Source organism: Nocardia sp. NPDC006044, assembly GCF_042871115.1.
GTDB lineage: Bacteria > Actinomycetota > Actinomycetes > Mycobacteriales > Mycobacteriaceae > Nocardia.
Map to the genome: position 1 here is coordinate 1,349,467 of NZ_JBIAID010000001.1, position 21,378 is coordinate 1,370,844.

The following is a 21,378-nucleotide window of genomic DNA, read 5'->3' on the forward strand; positions in this document are numbered from 1 at the left end:
CACCGGGTTCGGCCGGACCGAGATCGAATCGGCGGCCCGTGCGTAACCCGTCGCGCTCAGGTCGCGGCGGCGCTGCGGGCCTCCCGGCGTGCTCGGCGGCGGCGCAGGTAGCGGCGGATGCGGGTGGCGAGGAAGGACACCAGGATCAGCCCGGTCACCAGCAGCGCGCCGGCGACGATGGCCGCGAGCAGCGGATGGAAGATCGCCAGGGTGACGATGCCCGCGACCGAGACGTCCTCGGCGGTGCTGGTCACGATGTTGGTCACCGGTTCCGGCGAGGTGTTGATCGCCATCCGGGTGCCCGCCTTCACCAGGTGGCTGGCCAGAGCCGACGCGCCGCCGACCGCGCCGGCCGCCAGCTCGGGCAGCGAACCGTCTTGTCCCGCAAGCAATGCCGCGACGACCGCGCCCGCGGCGGGGCGGACCACGGTGTGCAGCGCGTCCCAGAACGAGTCGAGGTACGGAATCTTGTCCGCGACCGCCTCGATCAGGAACAGCACCGCGGCGGCGATCAGCACGTCGGTGCGTTGCAGGGCGTCGGGCACCGAATCGGACAGGCCGGTGCGGCCGAACAGGCCGAGCAGCAGCACCACGGCGTAGGCGTTGACGCCGCTCGCCCAGCCCGCGGTGAAGATGAGGGGAAGTGCTGACACGAAGTCATCCTAGGTCGAGACGGGATCGCCCGCCTCGACCGTCGAGAACACGCGGGGTCAGCGCAGGGCGGCGCGGCTGCGCAGGCGGCCCAGCAGGATCAGCGCGATCAAGGTGACGAGGACCAGCAGGGTGGTGCTGGCGGCGGCGTCGAAGACCTCGCCGCGATCGGTCTGGGCGAAGATGCCGACCGGCAGCGTCTTCCAGGTGGCCGGGTAGACCATGATGGTCGCGCCGAGCTCACCCATGGACAGGGCCACGGCGAGACCGGCGGCCGCCCCGAGCGCCGGCAGCAGCAGCGGCAGCGTGACCTGGCAGAGGACGCGGACCGGGCTCGCGCCGAGCGATTCGGCGGCCTCGCGATAGCCGGGATCGAGGCGGTCGAGCGCGGCGGCCACCGCGCTGAACGCGTAGGCCAGCACGAGCACCGAATGCGCAAGGATGACAATCCATTTGGTGCCGCCGAGCAGCACCGGCCGTTCGTTGAACGCGATCAGCACGCCGAGGCCGATGGCCACCGAGGGGACCGCGACCGGCAGATGGAACACCGCGTCGGTGCAGCGCCGCCACCAGCCCGGCGCCTCGCGGGCGGCCAGCGCCGCCCAGGTGCCGAGAATCAGCGAGACGGCGCCGGCCAGCAACGCGGTCTGCAGGCTCACCGACAGACTGGCCGCCTGCTCACCGGACATCGCGCGGTCGAAGTTGGCGAAGCCCAGGTCGGCGGGCAGCGGGCCGGTCCAGTGCCCGGCGAACGCGGCCGCGACGACGGTGACGATCGGCGCGACGAACACCACGAACACGACGAGCGCGAAGGCCGCGAGCACCAGTCCCCGGCCGCGCCTGGTCCACATCAGCATCGCGTCAGTTCTCCTTCCTGGCCGTGAACCGGGCGAAGATCAGCCGGTATCCGACGTACAGCGTGAGCGAGAGCAGCACCTGCACCGAGGCGAGCACCGCGGCCCCGGGCAGATCGAAGGTGACGATGCCGCGGGTGTAGATCAGCGCGGGCAGCGTGATCACCCCCTTGGCCCCGGTGAACAGGACGATGCCGAATTCGTTGAGCGTCAACAGCAATACGAGGCTGCCGCCCGCCGCGAGCGCGGGCCACGCCTCCGGAAGCACGACCTGGCGCAGTACCCGCCACGGTGAGGCGCCGAGACTGGCGGCCACGTCGAGTTGTTCGCGCGGGAGCTGGGCGAACGCGGCGAGCAGCGGGCGCACGACGAACGGCGTGAAAAAGGTGATCTCCGCGAGGATGACGCCCAGCGGGGTGCTGAGGAAGTTCAGCACCGGCTCGTTGTTCCCGGTGATGCGGGTGATCAGCGCGTTCACCGCGCCCGCCGTTCCGTAGAGGAACGTGAAGGCCAGCGTGATGAGAAACGACGGCAGCGTCAGCACCGTATCGATGAGCCGGCCGACGACCTGCGAGCCGGGAAACGGTACGAACGCCAGCACGATCGCCAGGAACGTGCCGAGCACCAGGCAGCCCGCGACCGAGCCGACCGCGATGAACACGGTGCGCCACAACGCATCCCGGAACGACTCGGAACCCAGCACCTGCGACCAGACCGAAGTGCCCCGGCCGGTCGGGGTGACCGTGGACTCGGCGAGCACCCGGATGATCGGATACCCGGCGATGAACAGCACCACCAGCATCGGCGGCACCCCCCACAGCACCGGCCGCCAGCTGCGCTGCCGCGCAGCAGGACTCGCCGGCTCAGCACCGGACACCGGCTCCAGCACCGCGGGCGCACTCATGACCGCCCGCCTTCCGGCGCGCCGCATACCTCTCGATTTCCCGCACAGCCAATCGCACGCGACTCGGTGTGCGGGAAATCAGCGGGTGTGCGCGAACTCTGGCGGCGGGTCATCGCGGGGCCTCGCTGGGGGTGGTGCGGCCGAGGGCGCGGGGGATCAGGACGCCGGCGGGGTCGGGGAGGTGGACGCCGACTACCGCGCCGGTGGGGGTGTCGACCTGGCCGGGGACGTCGGCGGTGACCTCGTCGGACAAGCCGTCGACGGCCAGGCGCAGCCGGGTGGACGCGCCGCGCCAGACGGCGGAGATCACTGTGCCGCGCAATGCGTCTCGTTCGGAGGTCGCGCCGACCCGGACGGTGTGCGGACGCACGCACAGCAGGGCAGGGGCGTCGAGAACCCAATTCGCCTGGCCGACTCCAGGTGTGGGCGCCTCCGCGCGTAGCGTCCGGGTGCCGACGGTGACGAGTGCCGACCCGCCCGACAGGCGGTTCACCGTGCAGGGCAGCAGGTTCGCCCCACCCAGGAAGGCGGCGGTGAAGTCGCTGGGCGGTCGTCGCCACAGGTTCTCCGCGGTGTCGATGTCGACCAGACGCGAGTCGCACATGACCGCGATCCGGTCGGCCAAGGCGAGCGCCTCGGATTGATCGTGCGTCACGTAGAGCATCGCCGTGTCCGGCAAGGCCTTTCGCAGCTCCTGCAGCTCGCCCAGCATGGACTGGCGCAGTTGCGCGTCCAGTGCGGCGAGCGGTTCGTCGAGCAGCAGCACCTTCGGCCGGATGGCCAGCGCCCTGGCGATCGCCACCCGCTGCTGCTGGCCGCCGGACAGCTCGCGCGGCAGCCGCTTGGCATACGCGCCCATGCCCACCATGGCCAGCGCCTCGGACACCCGGGCGCCGATCTCGTTGCGCGGCACCCGGTGTGACTTCAACCCGAAGGCGACATTCCCGTGCACGCTCATGTGCGGGAAGAGCGCGTAGGACTGCACGACCACACCGATGCCGCGTTTGGCGGGGGACAGGTCGGTGACGTCGCGCCCGGCCAGCCGGACCGCGCCCGAGGTCGGCCGGACGAAGCCGGCCAGGGCCTTGAGCGCGGTCGACTTGCCGGAGCCGCTCGGCCCGAGCAGGGCGACGGTCTCGCCCGCGGCGACACGCAGCGTGAAATCGGCCAGTGCGACGGTGGTTTTGCGGCCGCTGCGGTAGCTGACGCCGACCCGGTCGAACACGATCGCCGGTTCGGTGGCTGGGGTTCGGGACGGGGCAGTGGTGGATGACTTCGTGAGCGCGTCACCGGCGGACATGTCGACTCCTCTGTGCGAGACAGCGTTTCAGCTACCGGTGGCCTTCTGGTACGCGGCCAGGTCGCCGTCCAGGTCGGTGAGTACCTTGTTCCAGTCGACCGGCAGCACTTCCACACCTTTGAGTGCCGCACTCGGCGACGGGCCCGATCCGGTGGCCGGAGCATCGCGCAGTTCCGCGCGGGCCGGCACCGCGAAAGCGTCCGGGCCCAGGGTCTTCTGCGCCTCGGCCGCGAGCAGGAAGGTCATCAGCTTGGTCGCGTCGGACTTGTGCGGCGCGCCCTTGGCCAGGCCCATCACGTAGGGGACCGCCACCGTCGACTTCTTGCCGTCGGCGGTGGCCGGGAAGAAGACACTGAACTTCGAGCCCTTGTCCTTGATGGTGGTCAGGTTCATCTGCACGTCACCGTTGGCGACGGTCAGCTCGCCCTTATCGACCTTCGCCTGCAACTTTCCGGTGGACGAGGACGGCCCGACATTGTTGGCCTGCAACTTGTTCAGGTAATCCAGCGCGCCCTGCTTGCCGAGCAGCTTCTGCAGCAGGATCAGCACGGCGGTACCGTCACCGGCCTGGCCGGGTGTCGAGTATTGCAGCTTGCCCTTGAATTCCGGCTTCAGCAGGTCGTCCCACTTCAACGCGGAAGTGTCGACCGACGGGTTGGCGATGAAGCACAGGTAGTTGTTGGCCAGCGTGACGAACTTGCCCTCGGGGTCCTTGTCGGCCGCCGGGACCGCGCCGGTGTCGATGCCGCTGTCCTGCAGCAGCCCACTGGCTTTCGCCTTCTGAATGAACGGCGGCAGCGTGACGACCACGTCGGCTTGCGGGTTGGCCTGCTCCTTGTCGACCCGGTTGACGACCTCGCCGGAGCCGGCCTCGACCAGGTTGACCGCGATCCCGGTCTGCTTCTGGAACGCCGCGAACTGGGTCTGATACCAGGGGCCCACGCCGTCGGCGGAGTAGACCGTGACGGTCTTGCCGCCGGCGCTGTCGGTACCGGTGCCGCCGCAGGCCGCGGTGGCCGCGACGGCGGTCGCGGTGGCGACGAGCAGGGTGGTGCGGGCGAGGGTGCGTGCCAGCTCGGCCGGCTTGTACGAAGTACGCACGATGACTACAACTTTCGGTTCGTGAGGAGTGTCGGAGTCGAAGGGGCGGAGGACCGTCGGTAGCGCGGAGGGCCGGTCGACGGGGTCAGATATGCTCGGCGAGAACCAATTCGGCGAACTCGGTCACCGACGGCACGACGTGGGTGGCGCCCGCCGCACGCAGCTGCGCCTCGTCGTGCGCGCCGGTGAGCGTGCCCGCCACGATCCGGGCGCCCGCGGCCAGTCCGGTGGCGATGTCGCTGGTCGTATCGCCCAGCACCGCAACGCGATCCACGGCGTCGGCGTGCAGGCGCAGCAGAGCGGCGAGTACCAGGTCGGGATAGGGGCGGCCGCGGCCCGCGTCGGACGGGGCCAGGGTGAGGTCGGCGATGTCCTTCCAGTCCAGGGCGGTCAGCAGGCGGTCCTGGGTGCTCCGGCTGAATCCGGTGGTGAGCGCGACCTTGACGCCCGCGCCGCGCAGCTTGCCGATGGCCTCGGCCGCACCGGGAACCGGGGCGATGTCGACCTCGTCGATCAGCGCCTCGTAGGCGTGCTCGAAGGCCACATTGGCTGCCTGGGCGCGGTCTTCGTCGTCGAGCAGCGCGCGGAAGACGGCGATCTTGGACTGGCCCATCGTGTCGAGCACGTACTGGCGGGCCTGTTCGCGCTGTGGCCCTTCGGTTTCGATGCCTGCCGCGGTGGCGGCGGCGTCGAAGGCGCGCAGGACCAGGCCGCCGTCGGCCACGGTGGTGCCCGCCATGTCGAGCACGGCTAGTTGAATGGTGTTGTTCGACAATGTGGTTCCTTACAGGTTCAGCAGGTCGGCGGTTTCCTCGCCGAGCGCGGGGCCGAGGGTCATACCGCGGCCGCCGGGCCCGGTGATCACCCAGGTGTGTTCGCTCGCTTGCGCGCGGGTGACGATCGCGGCCGGATCGAGGCTCTGGCTGTACACGCCGGCCCAGCGCCGGATCACCTGCGGCAGTTCGCGTCCGAGCAGTTCCTCGGTCACCGCGGTGAGGTGTTCGTAGGGGGACTCGTCCACGTCGAACGCGAACGGCTCGTCGTATTCGTGGGTGTCACCGATGGTGAGCCCGCCGTGCAATCGCTGCACGCAGAGCAGCTGCATCTTGTGTTCGGCGGCGGTAGCCGATTGGGACTGTTCGCGATTGAGCGTGTCCACCTGCGCGCCGGCGAAGCCGGGGTAGTAGCGGAAGCTGTCGCCGTCGGCGATGGCGGTGGTGAGCGGCTCGCCGAGCGGGGCGGTCTGCATCATCTGCAGCCGGACCCGGCGCACCGGGAGCGGGCCGGCCAGCTCGCGGGTCAGGCCGCCGTGCGCCGCGCCGGGGCAGGCCAGCACCAGGTCGGCGGCGAAGCGGCGGCCCTGGTCGTCGAGCACGGTCGCGCCCGCGGCGGTGTCGGTGACCGACCTGGCCTCGGTGCCGGCGTGGAAGGTGTAGCGGCCGGTGGCCGCCAGGTAGGCGCGCAACGCGGGCAGCGCCTGCCGTGACTCGACCGCGGCGTCCGTCGAACAATGCAGTCCGGCAACGAATTTCCCACGCAGCGCCGGGTTGAGCGCGCGCACCCGTTCCGGCTCGAGCAACTCGAACCCGCGCGCCTCGGCCGACGGACCGGTCGCGGCGGCCTCGGCGACGGCCAGCTCGATCGGGGTGCGGACCAGCGTGATCGACCCGGCCGGGCGGAACCCGACGCCGGGGACCTGGCCGCCGATCTCCTCCCACAGCTGCCGCGAGCGCAGCGTCAGCTCCAGTTCGGCGGCCGAGCGCCCGGAGACCCACACCAGGCCGAAGTTGCGTACCGTGGCGCCGCGGGCCTCGGTCTCCCGCTCCAGCTGCACGACCTCGTGACCGCGGCGGACGGCGGCCAAGGCGTGGGCGGTGCCGAGGATTCCACCTCCGATGATGACCAATCGCATGGGACCATGGTGCACATTGGTCTAGACCAACGGGTGTTTCCTGCGCAAACGTCAGGTTAACAATTGGTATAGACCAATTATGGGTATGCTGTGCCCCATGGAAGCAACGGAGGTGGACGGGGTCGGCGCCGCGGTGGCGCCCGGCGAGCGAGCCGAATTCGCGCTGCCCGACCGGTTGCCGAAGTCCTATCGCGTGCGCACCGAGCTGGAGGCGATCCTCGGCGAGCTGGCCGAGGGCGATCCGGTGCCCTCGGAACGCGATCTGGCGGTTCGCTTCGAGGTGGCGCGCGAGACCGTTCGCCAGGCGCTGCGAGACTTGCTGGTGGAGGGCCGGATTCGGCGGCAGGGTCGCGGCACCGTGGTCTCGCGCCCGAAAATGGTTCAGCCGCTGTCGCTTCGGTCCTACACCGAAGGCGCCATCAGTTACGGACGCGTCCCCGGCCGCCTGCTGGTCGGCTGGGACGACGTCCCCGCCGACGCCGACACCGCCCGCGATCTCGCTGTCCCCGTGGGAACTTCGGTCATGCACCTCGAACGGGTCCTGCTCGCCGACGGTGAACGCATCGGCCTGGAAAGCACCTACCTACCGCTGCACCGCTTCGCCGGCCTGCGCGCCACCTACGACCCCGCCACCTCGCTGTACGCCGCGGTCCGCGACTCCGGCGTGATCTTCGGCCGCGCCACCGAACGCATCGAGACCGTCCTCGCCTCCCCACGCGAGGCGGCCCTCCTCGAATGCACCACGGCCCTACCGCTTCTGCTCCTGCACCGCCGCAGCCTGGACGCCGACGGCGACCCGATCGAACGCGTCCGCGGTCTCTACCGCGGCGACCGGATCGCCTTCGAAGCTCATCTCACCGAGTAGCTCAGGCGGGCAGCAGCCGGCCCATCGAGTGGATTTCGTTCACGTCGGCACTGGTGATGAATGACCAAGGGGCGGTGAAGAAGCCGTTCTTGCCCCAGTTCGGGCCCCAGGAATTCTCCACCGTCACGCCTTTCGCGTCGTAGGCGACGATGGTTACCTCGTGGCCGCCGAGTATTTTCTCGCGAGGTGACGGGTTGTAGTTGTCGTTGGTGCTGTCCAGGTTTTCGAAGCTTTCCCTGGCGTCGAAGCCGAACGGGACGGGCAGGCCGGCGGCGATCGCCTTTTTGATGTTGGTGACGATATCGCCCTTGGTGAGATCCAGTGCGCCGGACAGCTTGTAATGGGCGGCGTTGGCGCGTTCCTTGGCGTCGGGCTGGGTGGTGTAGTCGAAATCGCCCTGCCAATAGTCGGATTTGGTGTCTATGCCCTGTTGCTGTTCCAGCGGTAGGGCGACTCCGGCGTAGGTGCCTTGATCGTCGCCCTGGGCGATCTGCGCGTAGATGAACATCGGGGCCATCGGATCGCCGGCGATCTGCTGCTCGTTCATCAGCACCCCGTATCCGGTGTATCCGGTCGCCCAGGTGACGCACGAGCCGACCGGCCCCTGATCGCCTGCGGGTAATGCGTACTGGCGCAACGAATACGCGGCCGGTGGTGCGCCGACGGCGCCCAGCTGGACCGGCAGCGCCGTGCCGACGGTGGTATCCCGGCCGAGGCTGTCGTGCGCGGCCGCGCGGTCGAGACCGAACGCATGGTGCTTGATCTGCGGAGCGGGTTCGTCCGGGGCGGCGTGTGCGGTGACGGACACCGCGAGGCCGATTCCCAGGGCGGAAATGAAAGCGGTGGACAAGCGCGGATAGTGCAAGGTTCCTCCTGCTGAGCCCCATGATCCATCACTTCCGGATGGAATGATCGGTAAACTGAACAGGGAGTGTTCCACCATGTTTCGGCGGCGACAATATATAAGTCATCATGATTCATTTAAGTCATGGTTAACGGCGGTGTCTCGCAAGTAAATTCGCCCAAGTCGCCCATTCTTCCGGTGCATCGGCGCGAGCATATTGCGGCTTGCTACGCGGATATGTAGCGTGCCATGGTATTTCCGCTCGGAAGGATGAGGCATGGCGCGTAAATGGAAGCTGCTGGGCGGCCCGGTCGCGATAGTCCTCGCCTTCGCGCTGCACGACTCCGCTGTCGCCGACCCCGGTCCCGTCGATTGGCATGCGGCCGGCCGTTCGCACGGGTTGGCGGTTACGCCGAATCTGCCTCGGGTCCCGGAACCGCGCGCCGCCGTTTTCGGCGCGCAGACTCTGCCGTATCTCCAGCAGGCCCAGACCGCGGATCAGTGGTGCTGGGCGGCCGACGGCTCATCGATAGCCACCTATCTGCACCGGCCGATCAGCCAGAATCAATATTGCGCACTGGTGCACGGTGTCGGTGCCGGGGGCGCCTGCCCCAACGAGGAGGCATCGCTCGAGCAGATCGCCTCGGCGTTCCGGGGAATCGGATTCACCGCAGCGGTCGGCGCACCCTTGTCGATGGCCAAGGTCGTCGATGAGATCTCGGCCGACCGGCCGATCCTCACCGGCATCGCGTGGTCGGCCGGCGGCGGGCACGCGCAGGTGATCTACGGCTTCGACGTGGACGCGGGCACCATCACCTACGGGGATCCCTGGCCGTCCTCGCGGCGCACTGTCACGCAGTCGATCGACTCCTATACCCGGAACTCGGACTGGACGTGGTTCGGCGAGGACTACGGCATCGCGGCCCGATGAATGGGTCGGTATGGCGTTTCTCGGCCGGATTGGCGGCTGTCGGCCTGGCCCTGGCCGGGTGCGCGGATCGCGGTGCGCCCGCGCCGGCGTGGGCGAGCGAGCCGGACGACAGTGTCATCGACCGCGCGATCGATACCCCGGCAGCGCAGCGCCTCGTCGGATCGTTCCTTCGATCGTCGGGTGCGTCGAATAATGTTGGGGCCATTACGCTTCGGCGAGACGGCGCACCGGTGACGGTGTACGCGACCGATCCGAAGTCGGCCGACAGTCCCACGCTCGAGCGCGCCGGAGTCGAGTCCTACATCGCGGTGCCGGTTCGCGTTACCGGACGCGATACCGCCGATACGGTGCAGCTGGAACCGGTGTCGCCGTATATGCCACGCGCCATGGCGACGGGAGTGGACGAGACGAGTCAACCCCGGGCTGCCGACGCGCGACTGCTGCTCGACTATCCGAGCCATACCTGGTTCGCGTGGACGCGAACCAGCCTCACCGTGATCTCCTCGGGCACGACCCCGGCGTTGGCGGGCAAAGTATTCGACGGCGCGCAGTTCCACGCCTGGCTGCAATCCCGTTGACCTGCCACGTCATTCGCGCCCGCGCCATGGCCTGCCGCGCACGAGACCGTCACCGATTTCGTGCGCGGATTACCACAGCGCTCGCGGCGCAAGGGTTTCCGATTAGCCGACCTGCGGGGCGACCTTCGCGCCGAGCAATTCGATGTTGTGCAGGACCTTTTCGTGCGGCAGTGTGCCGACGCTGGTGTGCAGCATGAACCGGTCCAGGCCGAGGGTGTCGCGGATGTCGGCGATCTTCTCCGCGACGTAGTCGGGGTTGCCGACGAACAGCGAACCTTCCTTGGAACGGAGTCCGTCGAATTGGGCGCGGGTCATCGGACCCCAGCCGCGTTCCCGGCCGATGACGCTCATCGCGCGGGCGTACGGCTCGTAGAAGTCGGCGACGGCCGCTTCCTCGGTGTCGGCGATGTAGCCGTGGGCGTGTACCGCCACCGGCTGCTTCTCGTGACCGCCCTCGGTGAGCGCGCGGTGGTACAGGTCGACCAGCGGCTTGAACCGGGCCGGCTGTCCGCCGATGATCGCGATGGCCAGGGGAAGGCCGAGAAGTCCTGCGCGCACGACGGATTCGGGGGAGCCGCCGACCGCGATCCACACCGGCAGCGGCCGGTTGTCGGTGCGCGGGTAGACGGTGGCATTGTGCAGCGGCGCGCGGAACTTGCCGTTCCAGGTGACCGGCTCGTCTTCGCGGATGTGCAGCAGCAGCGCCAGCTTCTCCTCGAAGAGCTCGTCGTAGTCGCTGAGGTCGTAGCCGAACAGCGGGAAGCTCTCCGTGAACGACCCCCGCCCGGCCATCAGCTCCGCGCGACCGTTGGACAGTCCGTCCAGCGTGGCGAAATCCTGGTACACCCGTACCGGATCATCCGAGCTGAGCACGGTGACCGCGCTGGTCAGCTGAATCTTCTCGGTCCGCGCCGCGATCGCCGCCAGCACGACCGCCGGCGAGGAGGCGGCGAAATCCTTGCGATGATGTTCCCCGACGCCATAGACGGCAAGCCCAGCCTGCTCGGTGGCCACCGCTTCCTCGACCACCTCGCGCAACCGCTCGGCCGCACTCGGCGCGGGCCGGTCGCCGGCCGGATACAGCTCGGCGAACGTCGTGAGTCCCAATTCCACGGTCGAGCCTCTTCCTTCAGTAGTGTCTATGTCAACCAGTAGCTTAAACGGACCACGGTCCGCAGGTATTCCACGCAGGTCCCGCTGTCGAGTCGGTCTGGCGCTCGAGCGCAGGGGATCGGGGCCGATTAGGCTGTTCGTTATGTCTGTCCGCACTCGCAAGCCGCTCGTACCCGGCACCCAGTCACCCACCCGCGAGGTTCCGCGCACGATCGAGCGCCCGGAGTACGCGTGGAAGAAGACCGTCAACGAGGGTCGCGAGCCCTGGGTGCAGACGGCGGAGACGATCGACAAGATGCGGATCGCGAGCAAGATCGCGGCGCAGGCGCTGGAAGAGGCGGGCAAGGCGGTCGCGCCCGGCGTGACCACCGACGAACTGGACCGGATCGCGCACGAGTACATGTGCGACCACGGCGCGTACCCGTCGACGCTGGGCTACAAGGGATTTCCGAAGTCCTGCTGCACCTCGCTGAACGAGGTCATCTGCCACGGCATTCCGGACTCGACGGTGATCGAGGACGGCGACATCGTCAACATCGACGTCACCGCCTACATCCACGGGGTGCACGGCGACACGAACAAGACGTACCTGGCCGGTGACGTGGACGAGGAGGTCCGGCTGCTGGTCGAACGGACCGAGGAGGCCACGCTGCGGGCGATCAAGGCGGTCCGGCCGGGCCGGGCGCTGAACGTCATCGGGCGGGTCATCGAGTCCTACGCCAACCGATTCGGCTACGGCGTGGTCCGCGACTTCACCGGGCACGGCGTCGGCCCGACGTTCCACAGCGGCCTGGTGATCCTGCATTACGACCAGCCGGCCATCGAGTCGATCATCGAACCGGGCATGACCTTCACCATCGAGCCGATGATCAACCTCGGCGGCATCGACTACGAGATCTGGGACGACGGCTGGACCGTGGTCACCAAGGACCGCAAGTGGACCGCGCAGTTCGAGCACACCCTGGTGGTCACCGACACCGGCGCGGAAATCCTCACCCTGCCGTGAACCAGCCCCACAGCCGCACAGCCCTTGATTTCCCGCATACCGAATCGCATGCGAATCCGTGTGCGGGAAATCAACAGGTGTGCGGCTGCCGGGCGGGGCGGTGAAAGGCGCGCTGCTCGTCGCGGGGACCACGTCGGACGCGGGTAAAAGCGTTGTGGTGGCGGGTATTTGCCGGATGCTGGCGCGGCGCGGGGTGCGGGTGGCGCCGTTCAAGGCGCAGAACATGTCGAACAACTCCGTCGTCACCCTGGACGGCGGGGAGATCGGCCGCGCGCAGGCGTTGCAGGCGCAGGCGTGCGGGCTGGAACCGAGCGTGCGGTTCAACCCGGTGCTGCTGAAGCCGGGCAGCGATCGGCGTTCGCAGCTGGTGGTGCGGGGCAAGGCGGTCGGCACGGTCGGCGCGCGGGACTACTTCCAGCACCGGCAGCGGCTGCGCGAGGTGGTCGCCGGCGAACTCGCCTCGCTGCGCGCCGAATTCGACGTGGTGATCTGCGAGGGCGCCGGATCGCCCGCCGAAATCAACCTGCGCGCAACGGATCTGGCGAACATGGGCCTCGCGCGGCCCGCCCGGCTCCCGGTGCTGCTGGTCGGCGACATCGATCGCGGCGGCGTGCTGGCGCACCTCTTCGGCACCGTCGCCATCCTGGAACCCGAAGACCAGCAACTGATTTCCGGATTCGTGATCAACAAGTTCCGTGGCGACGTCGAACTGCTCCGCCCCGGCCTGGACCGGCTCACCGAACTGACCGGCCGGCCCACCCTCGGCGTGCTCCCGTACACCGACGACCTCTGGATCGACGCCGAGGACTCGCTGAGCACCCTCGCCGACGCGCCGGTCGGCCGCCCGCATCCACCGCTCGGCACGGAATGGCTCACCGTCGCCGCCGTCCGGCTGCCCCGCATCTCCAACTCCACCGATATCGAGGCCCTGGCCTGTGAGCCCGGTGTCGCGGTGCGCTGGGCGAGCGAACCGTCCCGCCTGGCCGAGGCCGACCTGGTCGTACTGCCCGGCAGCAAGGCGACGGTGTCGGACCTGGAGTGGTTGCGCCGCACCGGAATCGCCGACGCGCTGCGCGCCAGAGCCGCGGCGGGCCGCCCGATCCTGGGCATCTGCGGCGGCTACCAGATGCTCGGCACCCGGATCGTCGACCCGATCGAATCGGGCGCGGGCCCGGTCGACGGACTCGGCCTGTTCGACCTGGAGATCGAATTCGCCGACCCGAAGGTGTTGCGCCGCACCGATGGTCACGACACGGCGGGAATCCCGGTGCACGGCTACGAGATCCACCACGGCCGGGTGACCGGCAACGGAGACCGCCGCTGGCTCGACCTCGACGGCGAACCGGAAGGCAGTGTCCGCGAAGCGCTCTGGGGCACCCACCTGCACGGCCTGCTCGAATCCGACGAGTTCCGCCGAAGCTGGCTGCGTTCGGTGGCCGTCGCGGCCGGCCGTACGGGTTTCGTTGCCGCCGAAGACACTTCCGTCGCCACCGTGCGCGCCGCCCAACTCGACCTGCTCGCCGACCTGGTCGAGCAGCACCTCGATCCGGCCCGGCTGGAGCGCCTGCTCACCGACGGCGCGCCCCCCGATCTGCCCGTCCTGGCAACCCACGCGCTCCCCACTTCGGCAACCTCGCGTAGCTGAACTGTTGACGCGACGTACCTCGCCCCTTACCTTTCAGTAAGGAATTCGGCTCCGGGTAAGGGGACGATGGGCGTGGGAGTAGCACGGGTCGGTGACTGAAGTGGCAGACAAGAAGTCCAGCAGCAGGGCGGGAAACGTGGTGTCCGCGACCGTGACGAGCAAGGGACAGATCACCATCCCGATCGACGTCCGGGTCGCCATGGGGTTGCGTGCCGGGGTCCGGGTCGCCTTCGTGCCCACCGTCAACGGCACCTACGAACTGGTGCCCGAGACCCGGACCATCAAGTCACTCAAGGGGATAGTCGGCTGGTCCGGCTCGCCGATCGGCCTCGCGCAGATGAACGAGGCGATCACCGGAAACGTCGTGGAAGGCAAGCAGAAATGATCGGTCTGGACGCCAATGTGCTGATCCGCTACCTCACCCAGGACGATCCGGAGCAGTCCGCGCGCGCCAACCAGGTGATCGATGGCCTCAGCGAGAGCCGTCCCGGTTACGTGACGATGATCGTGCTCGCGGAGATCCACTGGGTGCTGCGCCGCGGCTACAAGCAGGATCCCGAGGCGGTCACCGACGTGCTGCTCGGCCTGCTCGACTCGACCGAGATCGTGGTCGAACGCGCCGACACGGTGCGCCAAGCGCTGCGCCGGGCCGCCGACGGCGCGGATTTCGCCGACGCGCTCATCCAGCAGCTGGGCCAGGAGGCCGGCTGCGACCTCACCGTCACCTTCGATCACAACGCCGGTGAGCGCGCCGGTATGCGGCTGTTGGCCTGACGAAGACCGGGCCTCGTTCAGCAGACCCGTGTAGCGTCATTCGGCATGAAATCTCGGCAGATCACGGTGGGCGATCGGGCATGGACCGTGCGGGTGGACGGCCCGGAATCCCGGCACAGCGTGCTGTTGCTGCCCGACGCGAACGACCCGGCGGACGTCTACGACCAGGTGTGTGCTCGATTGCACAATTCGGATCTGCGCACGGTGGTGCTGGAGTCGGCCGAGGGGCTCGACGCCGCGGGCGTCACCGCGATCCTGGATCAGATCGGCGTGCCCTGGGCCAACGTGGCCGCGCGCGGCACCGGCGCGGAACTGGCGTGGCGGGCCTGCGCGGCCGGATTCGGGCGCTTCATCAGCCTCGTGGTGGCCGATCACGGCCATCCGGCGGCTCCGGGCCCGGACGGAACCGTCGCCGACGCCACGGTCCGTCCGGTCGAATTGCCCACCACGGTGCTGGTGACCAAGAACCTGCCGCGCTCGGTGGCCGACGGTTCCGGCCGCTTCGTCTACGGCGAGTTCCGCGTGGTCGACATCGATGTCACCAACGTGGCGACCGAGGCCGACCACGAACTGGCCACCGAGATCGTGCTACGCACCAGCACCTGGTGAGCCGGACCCGGCGCGGTAGATCGCCAGCCACTTCAGCCAGCTGTCGAGTTCGGCGAACGCGTGCGCGAGCGGTTCGGCCGAGGACAGGAACACGTCGTGCTTCGCGCCGTCGATCGGCACGATGTTGGTGCGGTCGCCGAGGCAGCCGGACCAGCGCTGAATCTGCTTGACGTCCAATACCGCGTCGGCCACGTCGACGGCGGGACCGTAGCGGCGGGCGAACTTCGTCACCCGGGAACGCAGGATCAGCGACGGCACCCCGATGTCGAGCCCGCCGTGCAGTTTCGCGTGCCCGTTGCGGATCGCGCGCAGCCAGCCGAACCGAACCGGGAAGCCGTGCAACGGTTTCCAGTCCAGGTTGTAATCCCACTCGCCGGCCACGCTGTGATGCAGGCTGTCGCCGTAGGTGCTGACCTTCGCGCTGGGCAACTGGAACATCTTCCGAAACCGGCCGAGCCCCTTGATGATCGGCGTTCCGACGGTCCGGTAGTAGGACGGGCCCTGTAGATCGAACCACGGGCTGTTGAGGACCAGGCCGGCCACGCCCGAGGCGGCCGTGCCGCGGTCGCGGTTGAGCCGGTCCAGCCACAGCGGCAGGATCAGCCCGCCGGTCGAATGCGCGTTCAGCACGACCGGTGCGCCGGTCTCCGCCCGCACGATTCGCAACGCCTCGTTCAACTCGTCGTCATACAGTGCGAGATCGGTCACATAATGCGGCGTCTGCCCCTCGCGCAGCGATCGTCCGCATTTACGCAGATCGAGCGCGTAGAACTGGTAGCCCTGCGCCGCGAAATGCTCCGCGAGATGTTCTTGGAAGAAGTAGTCGGTGAACCCGTGCACGTACAGCACGGCGCCCGCGCCTGCCTCGATTTTTCCGCCGGGCAGATAGCGCACCAGGGTGGCCACGGCCTCGCCTTCGCCGTCCGGATCGGCCCCGAAAGACAGCGTGCGCTGCTGGTATTTCTCGCCCAGGACATCGGCTTTCCACTGGCTGTCGCCCTGGGTGTCGGATTGCCGAGCGGCGAGTGAAGTTTCCTTTGTCACATACACAATCTAGGTCACATTCGGCGGGTTCGGCGCGGGGGATCGACGTGGTGAGGTGCACAATTGGGGCTAGGTGAACGGCGGGTAACCTAACTCCCGCCATGGTTTAGGAACCCGGACCGAGGCAATAACTCGCAAGCACCGTGCCCAGGCAGGTCCACCCGCCCGGTGGGCCCGCGTAGAAGGACAAGGAAGTCGATCTAGCCGTGCCGAACGCTGCCATGACTGAAAAGACCGATGTTGTACTCATCGGCGCCGGCATCATGAGTGCCACTCTCGGTGCACTGCTGCGCCAGTTGCAGCCCGATTGGTCGATCTCCCTGTTCGAGCGGCTCGACGCCGCGTCGGCGGAGAGCAGCGACCCGTGGAACAACGCGGGCACCGGCCACTCCGCGCTGTGTGAGCTGAACTACAGCCCGCAGAACGCCGACGGTTCGGTGGACATCAGCAAGGCCGTCGACATCAACGAGCGGTTCCAGGTGTCGCGCCAGTTCTGGTCCTACGCCGTGGAGAACAACATCCTCGGTGACCCGTCCCGGTTCATCAATCCGATCCCGCACGTGAGTTTCGTGCACGGCGCGGACAACGTCGAGTACCTGCGCAAGCGTTACGAAGCGCTGGCTCCGCATCCGTTGTTCGAGGGCATGGAGTTCATCGACAGCCCCGACGAATTCGCCCGCCGCCTGCCGCTGATGGCGCGTGGTCGCGACTTCTCCGATCCGGTCGCGTTGAACTGGACTGACGGCGGCACCGACATCGACTTCGGCTCGCTCACCAAGGAACTGCTCGCCTACCTCGGCGCCAGCGGCGCGGATCTGGCCTTCGGCCACGAGGTGCGCGACCTGTCCAAGCAGTCCGACGGCTCCTGGCTGGTCAAGGTGCGCAACCTGCGTACCCGCGAAACCCGCACGCTCATCAGCAAATTCGTTTTCGTCGGCGCGGGCGGCGGCGCGCTGCCGCTGCTGCAGAAGTCCGGCATCAAGGAGATCGACGGGTTCGGCGGCTTCCCGGTCAGCGGTCAGTTCTTCCGCTGCACCAACCCGGACCTGATCCACCAGCACGAGGCCAAGGTGTACGGCAAGGCCGCGGTCGGCGCGCCGCCGATGTCGGTGCCGCACTTGGACACTCGGGTGATCAAGGGCGTGCCCGGCCTGCTGTTCGGCCCGTACGCGGGCTGGACGCCGAAGTTCCTCAAGGAGGGCAAGCTCACCGACCTGTTCAAGTCGGTGAAGCCGAACAATCTGCTCTCCCTGCTCGGCGTCGGCGTCACCGAGCTCGGCCTGACCAAGTACCTGGTCAGTGAGCTGCTCAAGTCCGAGGCGGGCAAGGTGGACACGCTCAAGGAGTTCATCCCGCGCGCCGACGGCCGGGACTGGGAGCTGATCACCGCGGGCCAGCGCGTGCAGGTGATCCGGCGCAAGGGCGCGGGCGGCGTGCTCGAATTCGGCACCGCCGTGGTCGCCGCCGCCGACGGCTCTATCGCCGGTCTGCTCGGCGCCTCCCCGGGCGCGTCGACGGGCGTCACCGCCATGCTCGACGTCATGCAGCGCTGCTTCCCGGCCGAGTACGCCGGGTGGACGCCGAAGCTCAAGGAGATGATTCCCTCACTCGGGGTGAAGCTGTCCGAGGATCCGGCGTTGTTCCACGAAGTATGGGATTGGACGTCCAAGACGCTGAACCTCACGGGTGGCACAGATAACACGCCCGAGCACGCGGGGGTCGCGGCAAACCGCTAGGTGTGATAGCAACAGGCGATGATGTCAACGGTTGCTCTCAAACGGTCATGGGCGTTGGATCTCGACAATGCCACCCTCTATCAGCTGTTGAAACTTCGCGTCGAAGTCTTTGTCGTGGAGCAGAAGTGCGCGTATCCGGAACTGGACGGTCTGGACCTGCTGCCGGAGACGCGGCACTTCTGGCTCGATGACGAGGGCGAGGTGATCGCCACGCTGCGGCTGCTGGAGGAGCACGAGGACGGGGTGAAGTCCTTCCGCATCGGGCGGCTGTGCACGGTCGCGCCCGCGCGCGGCCACGGCTACACCACGCGCCTGTTGCAGGCCGCGCTGGCCGAGGTCGGCTCGGCGACCGTGCGGTTGAACGCGCAGTCCTACCTGGTCGACATGTACGCCAAGCACGGGTTCAAGCCCGATGGTGAGGAATTCGACGAAGACGGGATCCTGCACATTCCGATGCGCAAGGGGTGATCGTCGAGCCGTTGCTCGGTCGCCGCCCTCGACGCAGACCTGCGACGAGGGCGGTGGTGTCCCCAGGGGTGACTCGATCCACAGGGCAGCGTCGGTGGGCCGGGCGAGCGCGCATAGAGTTGGGGCGTGTCGTTGTCCCATGCCGAAACTGTGCCGCCTCACTCGCTGACCGGATCACGTACGCGTCCCGGTGGTGACCTCGAGGTGGGCTTTCCGTTCTCCGCCGTGGTCGGTCAGGAGCGGCTGCAACTGGCGTTGATCCTGTGCGCGGTGCACCCCGGCATCGGCGGTGTGCTGGTGCGCGGCGAGAAGGGCACCGCGAAGTCGACCGTGGTGCGCGCGCTGGCGCAGCTGCTGCCGCCGGTCGTCGACGAAACCGGCGCGCGGCCCGCGCGACTGGTGGAACTGCCGGTCGGCGCGACCGAGGACCGCGTGGTCGGCTCGCTGGATCTGGAGCGGGTGCTGCGCGACGGGGAACAGGCGTTCCGGCCGGGTCTGCTGGCCGCCGCGCATCACGGCGTGCTCTATGTCGACGAGGTCAATCTGCTGCACGACCATCTGGTCGACGTGCTGCTCGACGCCGCGGCGATGGGGCGGGTGCACATCGAACGCGACGGTGTCTCGCATTCGCATCCGGCGCGATTCGTGCTCGTCGGCACCATGAACCCGGAGGAGGGCGAGCTGCGCCCGCAGCTGCTGGACCGGTTCGGGCTCACCGTCGACGTGGCCGCCTCGCGGAACGTGGACGTGCGGATGTCGGTGGTGCGGCGGCGGCTGGACTACGAGGCCGATCCGGCCGGGTTCGCCGAAAGTTATGCCGCCGCGGATCGGGCGATCGCCGAGCGCATCCTCGGCGCGCGCGATCGGGTCGCGGAGGTAGGGCTCGACGACGGGGAGCTGCGCCGGATCGCCGCGCTGTGCGCCGCCTTCGACGTCGACGGGATGCGCGCGGACCTGGTGGTCGCGCGGACCGCGACGGCGCACGCCGCGTGGCGTGGCGCGGACGCGGTCACCGAGGAGGATGTCCGGGTTGCCGCGGAACTCGCGCTGCCGCATCGGCGGCGACGCGATCCGTTCGACGAGCCGGGGATCAGCGAGGACCAGCTCGACGACGCGATGCGCGAGGCGGCGGAGGAGGTGGACCGGGAGAACCGTTCGGCCGCTGAGGAATTCGAGCAGGGGCAGTCGAACACCGAGGATTCCGAGCAGGGGGAGTCGCCCGAGTCGCACCGATCGGACACCGAGGAGCTCGAGCAGCCGTCCGACGAGTCGCCTCGGTCGGACACCGAGGATTCCGAGCAGGGCCGGTCAGCCGAGGCGGCTCGACCGGACGCGGGTGATCCCGAGCCCGGTCCGGACGACGACCCGGATTCCCCGCCGGACGGCCCCGGCGGTGGGCGGCCGTCTCGCGAAGGCCGTACGGGCACACCGGGTTCCGTCGCCGCGACGCCGCCGCGCTGGGAGGTGCCCGGCGTCGGCGAGGGCGCGCCGGGGCGTCGGTCGCGGGCGGAGTCGCGCCACGGTCGCGTCGTTCGGCCGAGCACCGATACCGCCACCGGCCTGCATCTGCTCGGCACCGTCTTCGCCGCCGCGCCGCATCAGTGGTCGCGCGGCCGGGGCGAAGGTCCGCTGAAGCTGGCCGCCGAGGACCTGCGGGGCGCGTATCGCGAAGGGCGCGAAGGCAATCTGGTCGTCTTCGTGGTCGATGCGTCCGGGTCGATGGCGTCCAGGGATCGGCTCTCCGCCGTCACCGGCGCGGTCGTCACCCTGCTGCGTGACTCTTACCAGCGGCGGGACAAAGTCGCGGTCATCACCGTGCGCGGGCAGGACGCCGAACTCGTGCTGCCGCCTACGTCTTCGGTCGATATCGCCGTGCGCCGGTTGTCCTCGATGCGGACCGGCGGCAAGACGCCGCTGGCCGCTGGCCTGGTGAAGGCGCGCGAAATCGTGCTGCGCGAACGGGTTCGGGACCCGCGCCGCCGCCCGATGCTGGTGCTGCTCACCGACGGCCGCGCCACCGGTGGTGTGGATCCGCTGCCGCGCGCCCGCGCGGCCGCCGCTCGCCTCGCCAATGACGGGGTCACTTCGATCGTGGTCGACTGCGAGCGCGGGATGATCCGGCTCGGTCTCGCCGCCGAGCTGGCCCGCGAACTGCGCGGGGGATACCTGAGATTGGCTGAGCTGACCGGTGATTCGGTCGCCGACGTGGTGCGCGCGGGGTCCGGGCGGCCTAATTCGGCATCGGTGCGCGCGGCTTGATGCGCGGCTTGGAACCGGTCGCCGGCGGGCGGCGTGGCGGCCAAGGCCGGTTGGTGGGTCGGCGCGATGTGGGTGGCTCGATGATGAGTCGTGGAGTGACAAGGAGTTTCGATGCCTAAGGGTGTTCCGGAGACCGTGCCCGACGACGGCCTCACCACGCGACAGCGGCGCAATCAGCCGGTGCTGGCCGTGCACACGGGACCGGGCAAGGGGAAGTCGACCGCGGCGTTCGGTATGGCGCTGCGAGCCTGGAACCAGGGTTTCGATGTCGCCGTGTTCCAGTTCGTGAAGAGCGCCAAGTGGAAGGTGGGGGAGGAGGCGGCCTTCCGCACCCTCGGCACCCTGCACGAGGAGACCGGGGCCGGCGGCGCGGTCGAATGGCACAAGATGGGCGAAGGCTGGTCCTGGACCCGCAAGCAGGGCAGCGACGAAGACCACGCCGCCGCCGCGCTGGCCGGATGGCAGGAAATAGCCCGTCGGCTGAAGGACGAACAGCACCGCTTCTACGTCCTGGACGAATTCACCTACCCCCTGAAGTGGGGCTGGGTCGACCTCGACGAGGTCGTCGACACGCTACGCAACCGCCCCGGCAACCAGCACGTCGTCATCACCGGCCGCGACGCCCCCCGGGCACTCATCGACGCCGCCGACCTCGTCACCGAAATGACCAAGCTCAAGCACCCCATGGACGCCGGCCGCAAGGGCCAGCGCGGCATCGAATGGTGAATCCCCGCACCCTTTCTCGGTGCGGATTCCGCTACCGCGTGTCACTCCTCGAGCGGGG

Annotated in this window: 22 protein-coding genes; 12 read left to right on the plus strand and 10 right to left on the minus strand. The window is 68.7% G+C overall.

The genetic code is table 11. The features are described 5' to 3' along the window. Window positions 1-56: 56 nt before the first annotated feature. The 7 genes from ACFYO1_RS06335 to ACFYO1_RS06365 all read right to left on the minus strand — a co-directional run bounded on the left by ACFYO1_RS06335 (window position 57) and on the right by ACFYO1_RS06365 (window position 6,722). Window positions 57-653: a DUF4126 domain-containing protein gene (locus ACFYO1_RS06335; protein WP_387227739.1), complete on the minus strand. Its 597-nt coding sequence runs from the start codon at window positions 651-653 to the stop codon at window positions 57-59. A gap of 57 nt (window positions 654-710) precedes the next feature. Then, window positions 711-1,508 (minus strand): ABC transporter permease, encoded by a 798-nt coding sequence (locus tag ACFYO1_RS06340; RefSeq protein ID WP_387227742.1) that lies wholly within the window; start codon window positions 1,506-1,508, stop codon window positions 711-713. Window positions 1,509-1,512: 4 nt separating this feature from the next. Next, window positions 1,513-2,409 (minus strand): 2-aminoethylphosphonate ABC transporter permease subunit, encoded by an 897-nt coding sequence (locus tag ACFYO1_RS06345; RefSeq protein ID WP_387227744.1) that lies wholly within the window; start codon window positions 2,407-2,409, stop codon window positions 1,513-1,515. A gap of 109 nt (window positions 2,410-2,518) precedes the next feature. Then, on the minus strand, window positions 2,519-3,709 hold the full coding sequence (locus tag ACFYO1_RS06350) for an ABC transporter ATP-binding protein (RefSeq protein WP_387227746.1): 1,191 nt from the start codon (window positions 3,707-3,709) through the stop codon (window positions 2,519-2,521). A gap of 27 nt (window positions 3,710-3,736) precedes the next feature. Next, entirely contained in the window at window positions 3,737-4,810 is a 1,074-nt protein-coding gene (locus ACFYO1_RS06355) for a 2-aminoethylphosphonate ABC transporter substrate-binding protein (RefSeq protein ID WP_387227747.1), read from the minus strand. Between the two features lie 85 nt (window positions 4,811-4,895). Beyond that, window positions 4,896-5,585 carry a phosphonatase-like hydrolase gene (locus ACFYO1_RS06360; protein WP_387227749.1) on the minus strand — a complete coding sequence of 230 codons (690 nt, stop codon included), beginning with the start codon at window positions 5,583-5,585 and terminating at the stop codon, window positions 4,896-4,898. 9 nt (window positions 5,586-5,594) lie between these two features. Further along, window positions 5,595-6,722, minus strand: a complete 1,128-nt coding sequence (locus ACFYO1_RS06365; protein WP_387227751.1) for a TIGR03364 family FAD-dependent oxidoreductase — start codon at window positions 6,720-6,722, stop codon at window positions 5,595-5,597. Between the two features lie 97 nt (window positions 6,723-6,819). On the opposite strand from ACFYO1_RS06365, the gene ACFYO1_RS06370 reads away from it, so the two are divergent. Beyond that, entirely contained in the window at window positions 6,820-7,587 is a 768-nt protein-coding gene (locus ACFYO1_RS06370) for a GntR family transcriptional regulator (RefSeq protein WP_387227753.1), read from the plus strand. 1 nt (window position 7,588) lies between these two features. Here the strand turns inward: ACFYO1_RS06370 and ACFYO1_RS06375 are convergent, their stop codons facing one another. Continuing rightward, window positions 7,589-8,437, minus strand: coding sequence for a C1 family peptidase (locus tag ACFYO1_RS06375; protein WP_387227754.1), 849 nt, complete (start codon window positions 8,435-8,437; stop codon window positions 7,589-7,591). Between the two features lie 271 nt (window positions 8,438-8,708). On the opposite strand from ACFYO1_RS06375, the gene ACFYO1_RS06380 reads away from it, so the two are divergent. Both ACFYO1_RS06380 and ACFYO1_RS06385 read left to right on the plus strand, forming a co-directional pair. Then, entirely contained in the window at window positions 8,709-9,362 is a 654-nt protein-coding gene (locus tag ACFYO1_RS06380) for a papain-like cysteine protease family protein (RefSeq protein WP_387227756.1), read from the plus strand. Between the two features lie 230 nt (window positions 9,363-9,592). Continuing rightward, window positions 9,593-9,940 (plus strand): hypothetical protein, encoded by a 348-nt coding sequence (locus ACFYO1_RS06385; RefSeq protein WP_387227758.1) that lies wholly within the window; start codon window positions 9,593-9,595, stop codon window positions 9,938-9,940. Between the two features lie 102 nt (window positions 9,941-10,042). Here ACFYO1_RS06385 and ACFYO1_RS06390 read toward each other — a convergent pair whose 3' ends face one another. Continuing rightward, complete coding sequence (locus ACFYO1_RS06390; RefSeq protein WP_387227760.1) at window positions 10,043-11,053, minus strand: LLM class flavin-dependent oxidoreductase; 1,011 nt, start codon at window positions 11,051-11,053, stop codon at window positions 10,043-10,045. 142 nt (window positions 11,054-11,195) lie between these two features. Between ACFYO1_RS06390 and map the strand changes: the two genes are divergently transcribed. From map to ACFYO1_RS06415, 5 genes are all read left to right on the plus strand, one after another. After that, the gene (map, locus tag ACFYO1_RS06395; protein ID WP_378715253.1) at window positions 11,196-12,059 is read left to right on the plus strand and encodes a type I methionyl aminopeptidase; all 864 of its coding nucleotides are present in this window, start codon (window positions 11,196-11,198) and stop codon (window positions 12,057-12,059) included. Between the two features lie 100 nt (window positions 12,060-12,159). Then, window positions 12,160-13,704 carry a cobyric acid synthase gene (locus ACFYO1_RS06400; RefSeq protein WP_387231717.1) on the plus strand — a complete coding sequence of 515 codons (1,545 nt, stop codon included), beginning with the start codon at window positions 12,160-12,162 and terminating at the stop codon, window positions 13,702-13,704. Window positions 13,705-13,795: 91 nt separating this feature from the next. Continuing rightward, window positions 13,796-14,089 (plus strand): AbrB/MazE/SpoVT family DNA-binding domain-containing protein, encoded by a 294-nt coding sequence (locus ACFYO1_RS06405; RefSeq protein ID WP_387227762.1) that lies wholly within the window; start codon window positions 13,796-13,798, stop codon window positions 14,087-14,089. Continuing rightward, the gene (locus ACFYO1_RS06410; protein ID WP_040737245.1) at window positions 14,086-14,478 is read left to right on the plus strand and encodes a PIN domain-containing protein; all 393 of its coding nucleotides are present in this window, start codon (window positions 14,086-14,088) and stop codon (window positions 14,476-14,478) included. Before ACFYO1_RS06405 ends, ACFYO1_RS06410 begins: the two co-directional genes overlap by 4 nt. A gap of 45 nt (window positions 14,479-14,523) precedes the next feature. Next, window positions 14,524-15,087: an alpha/beta hydrolase gene (locus ACFYO1_RS06415; protein ID WP_387227765.1), complete on the plus strand. Its 564-nt coding sequence runs from the start codon at window positions 14,524-14,526 to the stop codon at window positions 15,085-15,087. Here the strand turns inward: ACFYO1_RS06415 and ACFYO1_RS06420 are convergent. Then, a complete protein-coding gene (locus tag ACFYO1_RS06420) occupies window positions 15,067-16,131 on the minus strand; it encodes an alpha/beta hydrolase (protein ID WP_387227767.1) in 1,065 nt (354 codons plus the stop codon). The two genes, ACFYO1_RS06415 and ACFYO1_RS06420, sit on opposite strands and share 21 nt — an antisense overlap. A gap of 206 nt (window positions 16,132-16,337) precedes the next feature. Between ACFYO1_RS06420 and mqo the strand changes: the two genes are divergently transcribed. From mqo to cobO, 4 genes are all read left to right on the plus strand, one after another. Then, on the plus strand, window positions 16,338-17,867 hold the full coding sequence (gene mqo / locus ACFYO1_RS06425; protein ID WP_387227769.1) for a malate dehydrogenase (quinone): 1,530 nt from the start codon (window positions 16,338-16,340) through the stop codon (window positions 17,865-17,867). 18 nt (window positions 17,868-17,885) lie between these two features. Further along, window positions 17,886-18,335: a GNAT family N-acetyltransferase gene (locus ACFYO1_RS06430; RefSeq protein WP_387227771.1), complete on the plus strand. Its 450-nt coding sequence runs from the start codon at window positions 17,886-17,888 to the stop codon at window positions 18,333-18,335. A gap of 150 nt (window positions 18,336-18,485) precedes the next feature. Continuing rightward, on the plus strand, window positions 18,486-20,594 hold the full coding sequence (locus ACFYO1_RS06435) for a magnesium chelatase subunit D family protein (protein WP_387231719.1): 2,109 nt from the start codon (window positions 18,486-18,488) through the stop codon (window positions 20,592-20,594). Window positions 20,595-20,705: 111 nt separating this feature from the next. After that, the gene (cobO, locus tag ACFYO1_RS06440) at window positions 20,706-21,320 is read left to right on the plus strand and encodes a cob(I)yrinic acid a,c-diamide adenosyltransferase (RefSeq protein WP_387227773.1); all 615 of its coding nucleotides are present in this window, start codon (window positions 20,706-20,708) and stop codon (window positions 21,318-21,320) included. Window positions 21,321-21,378 lie beyond the last annotated feature (58 nt).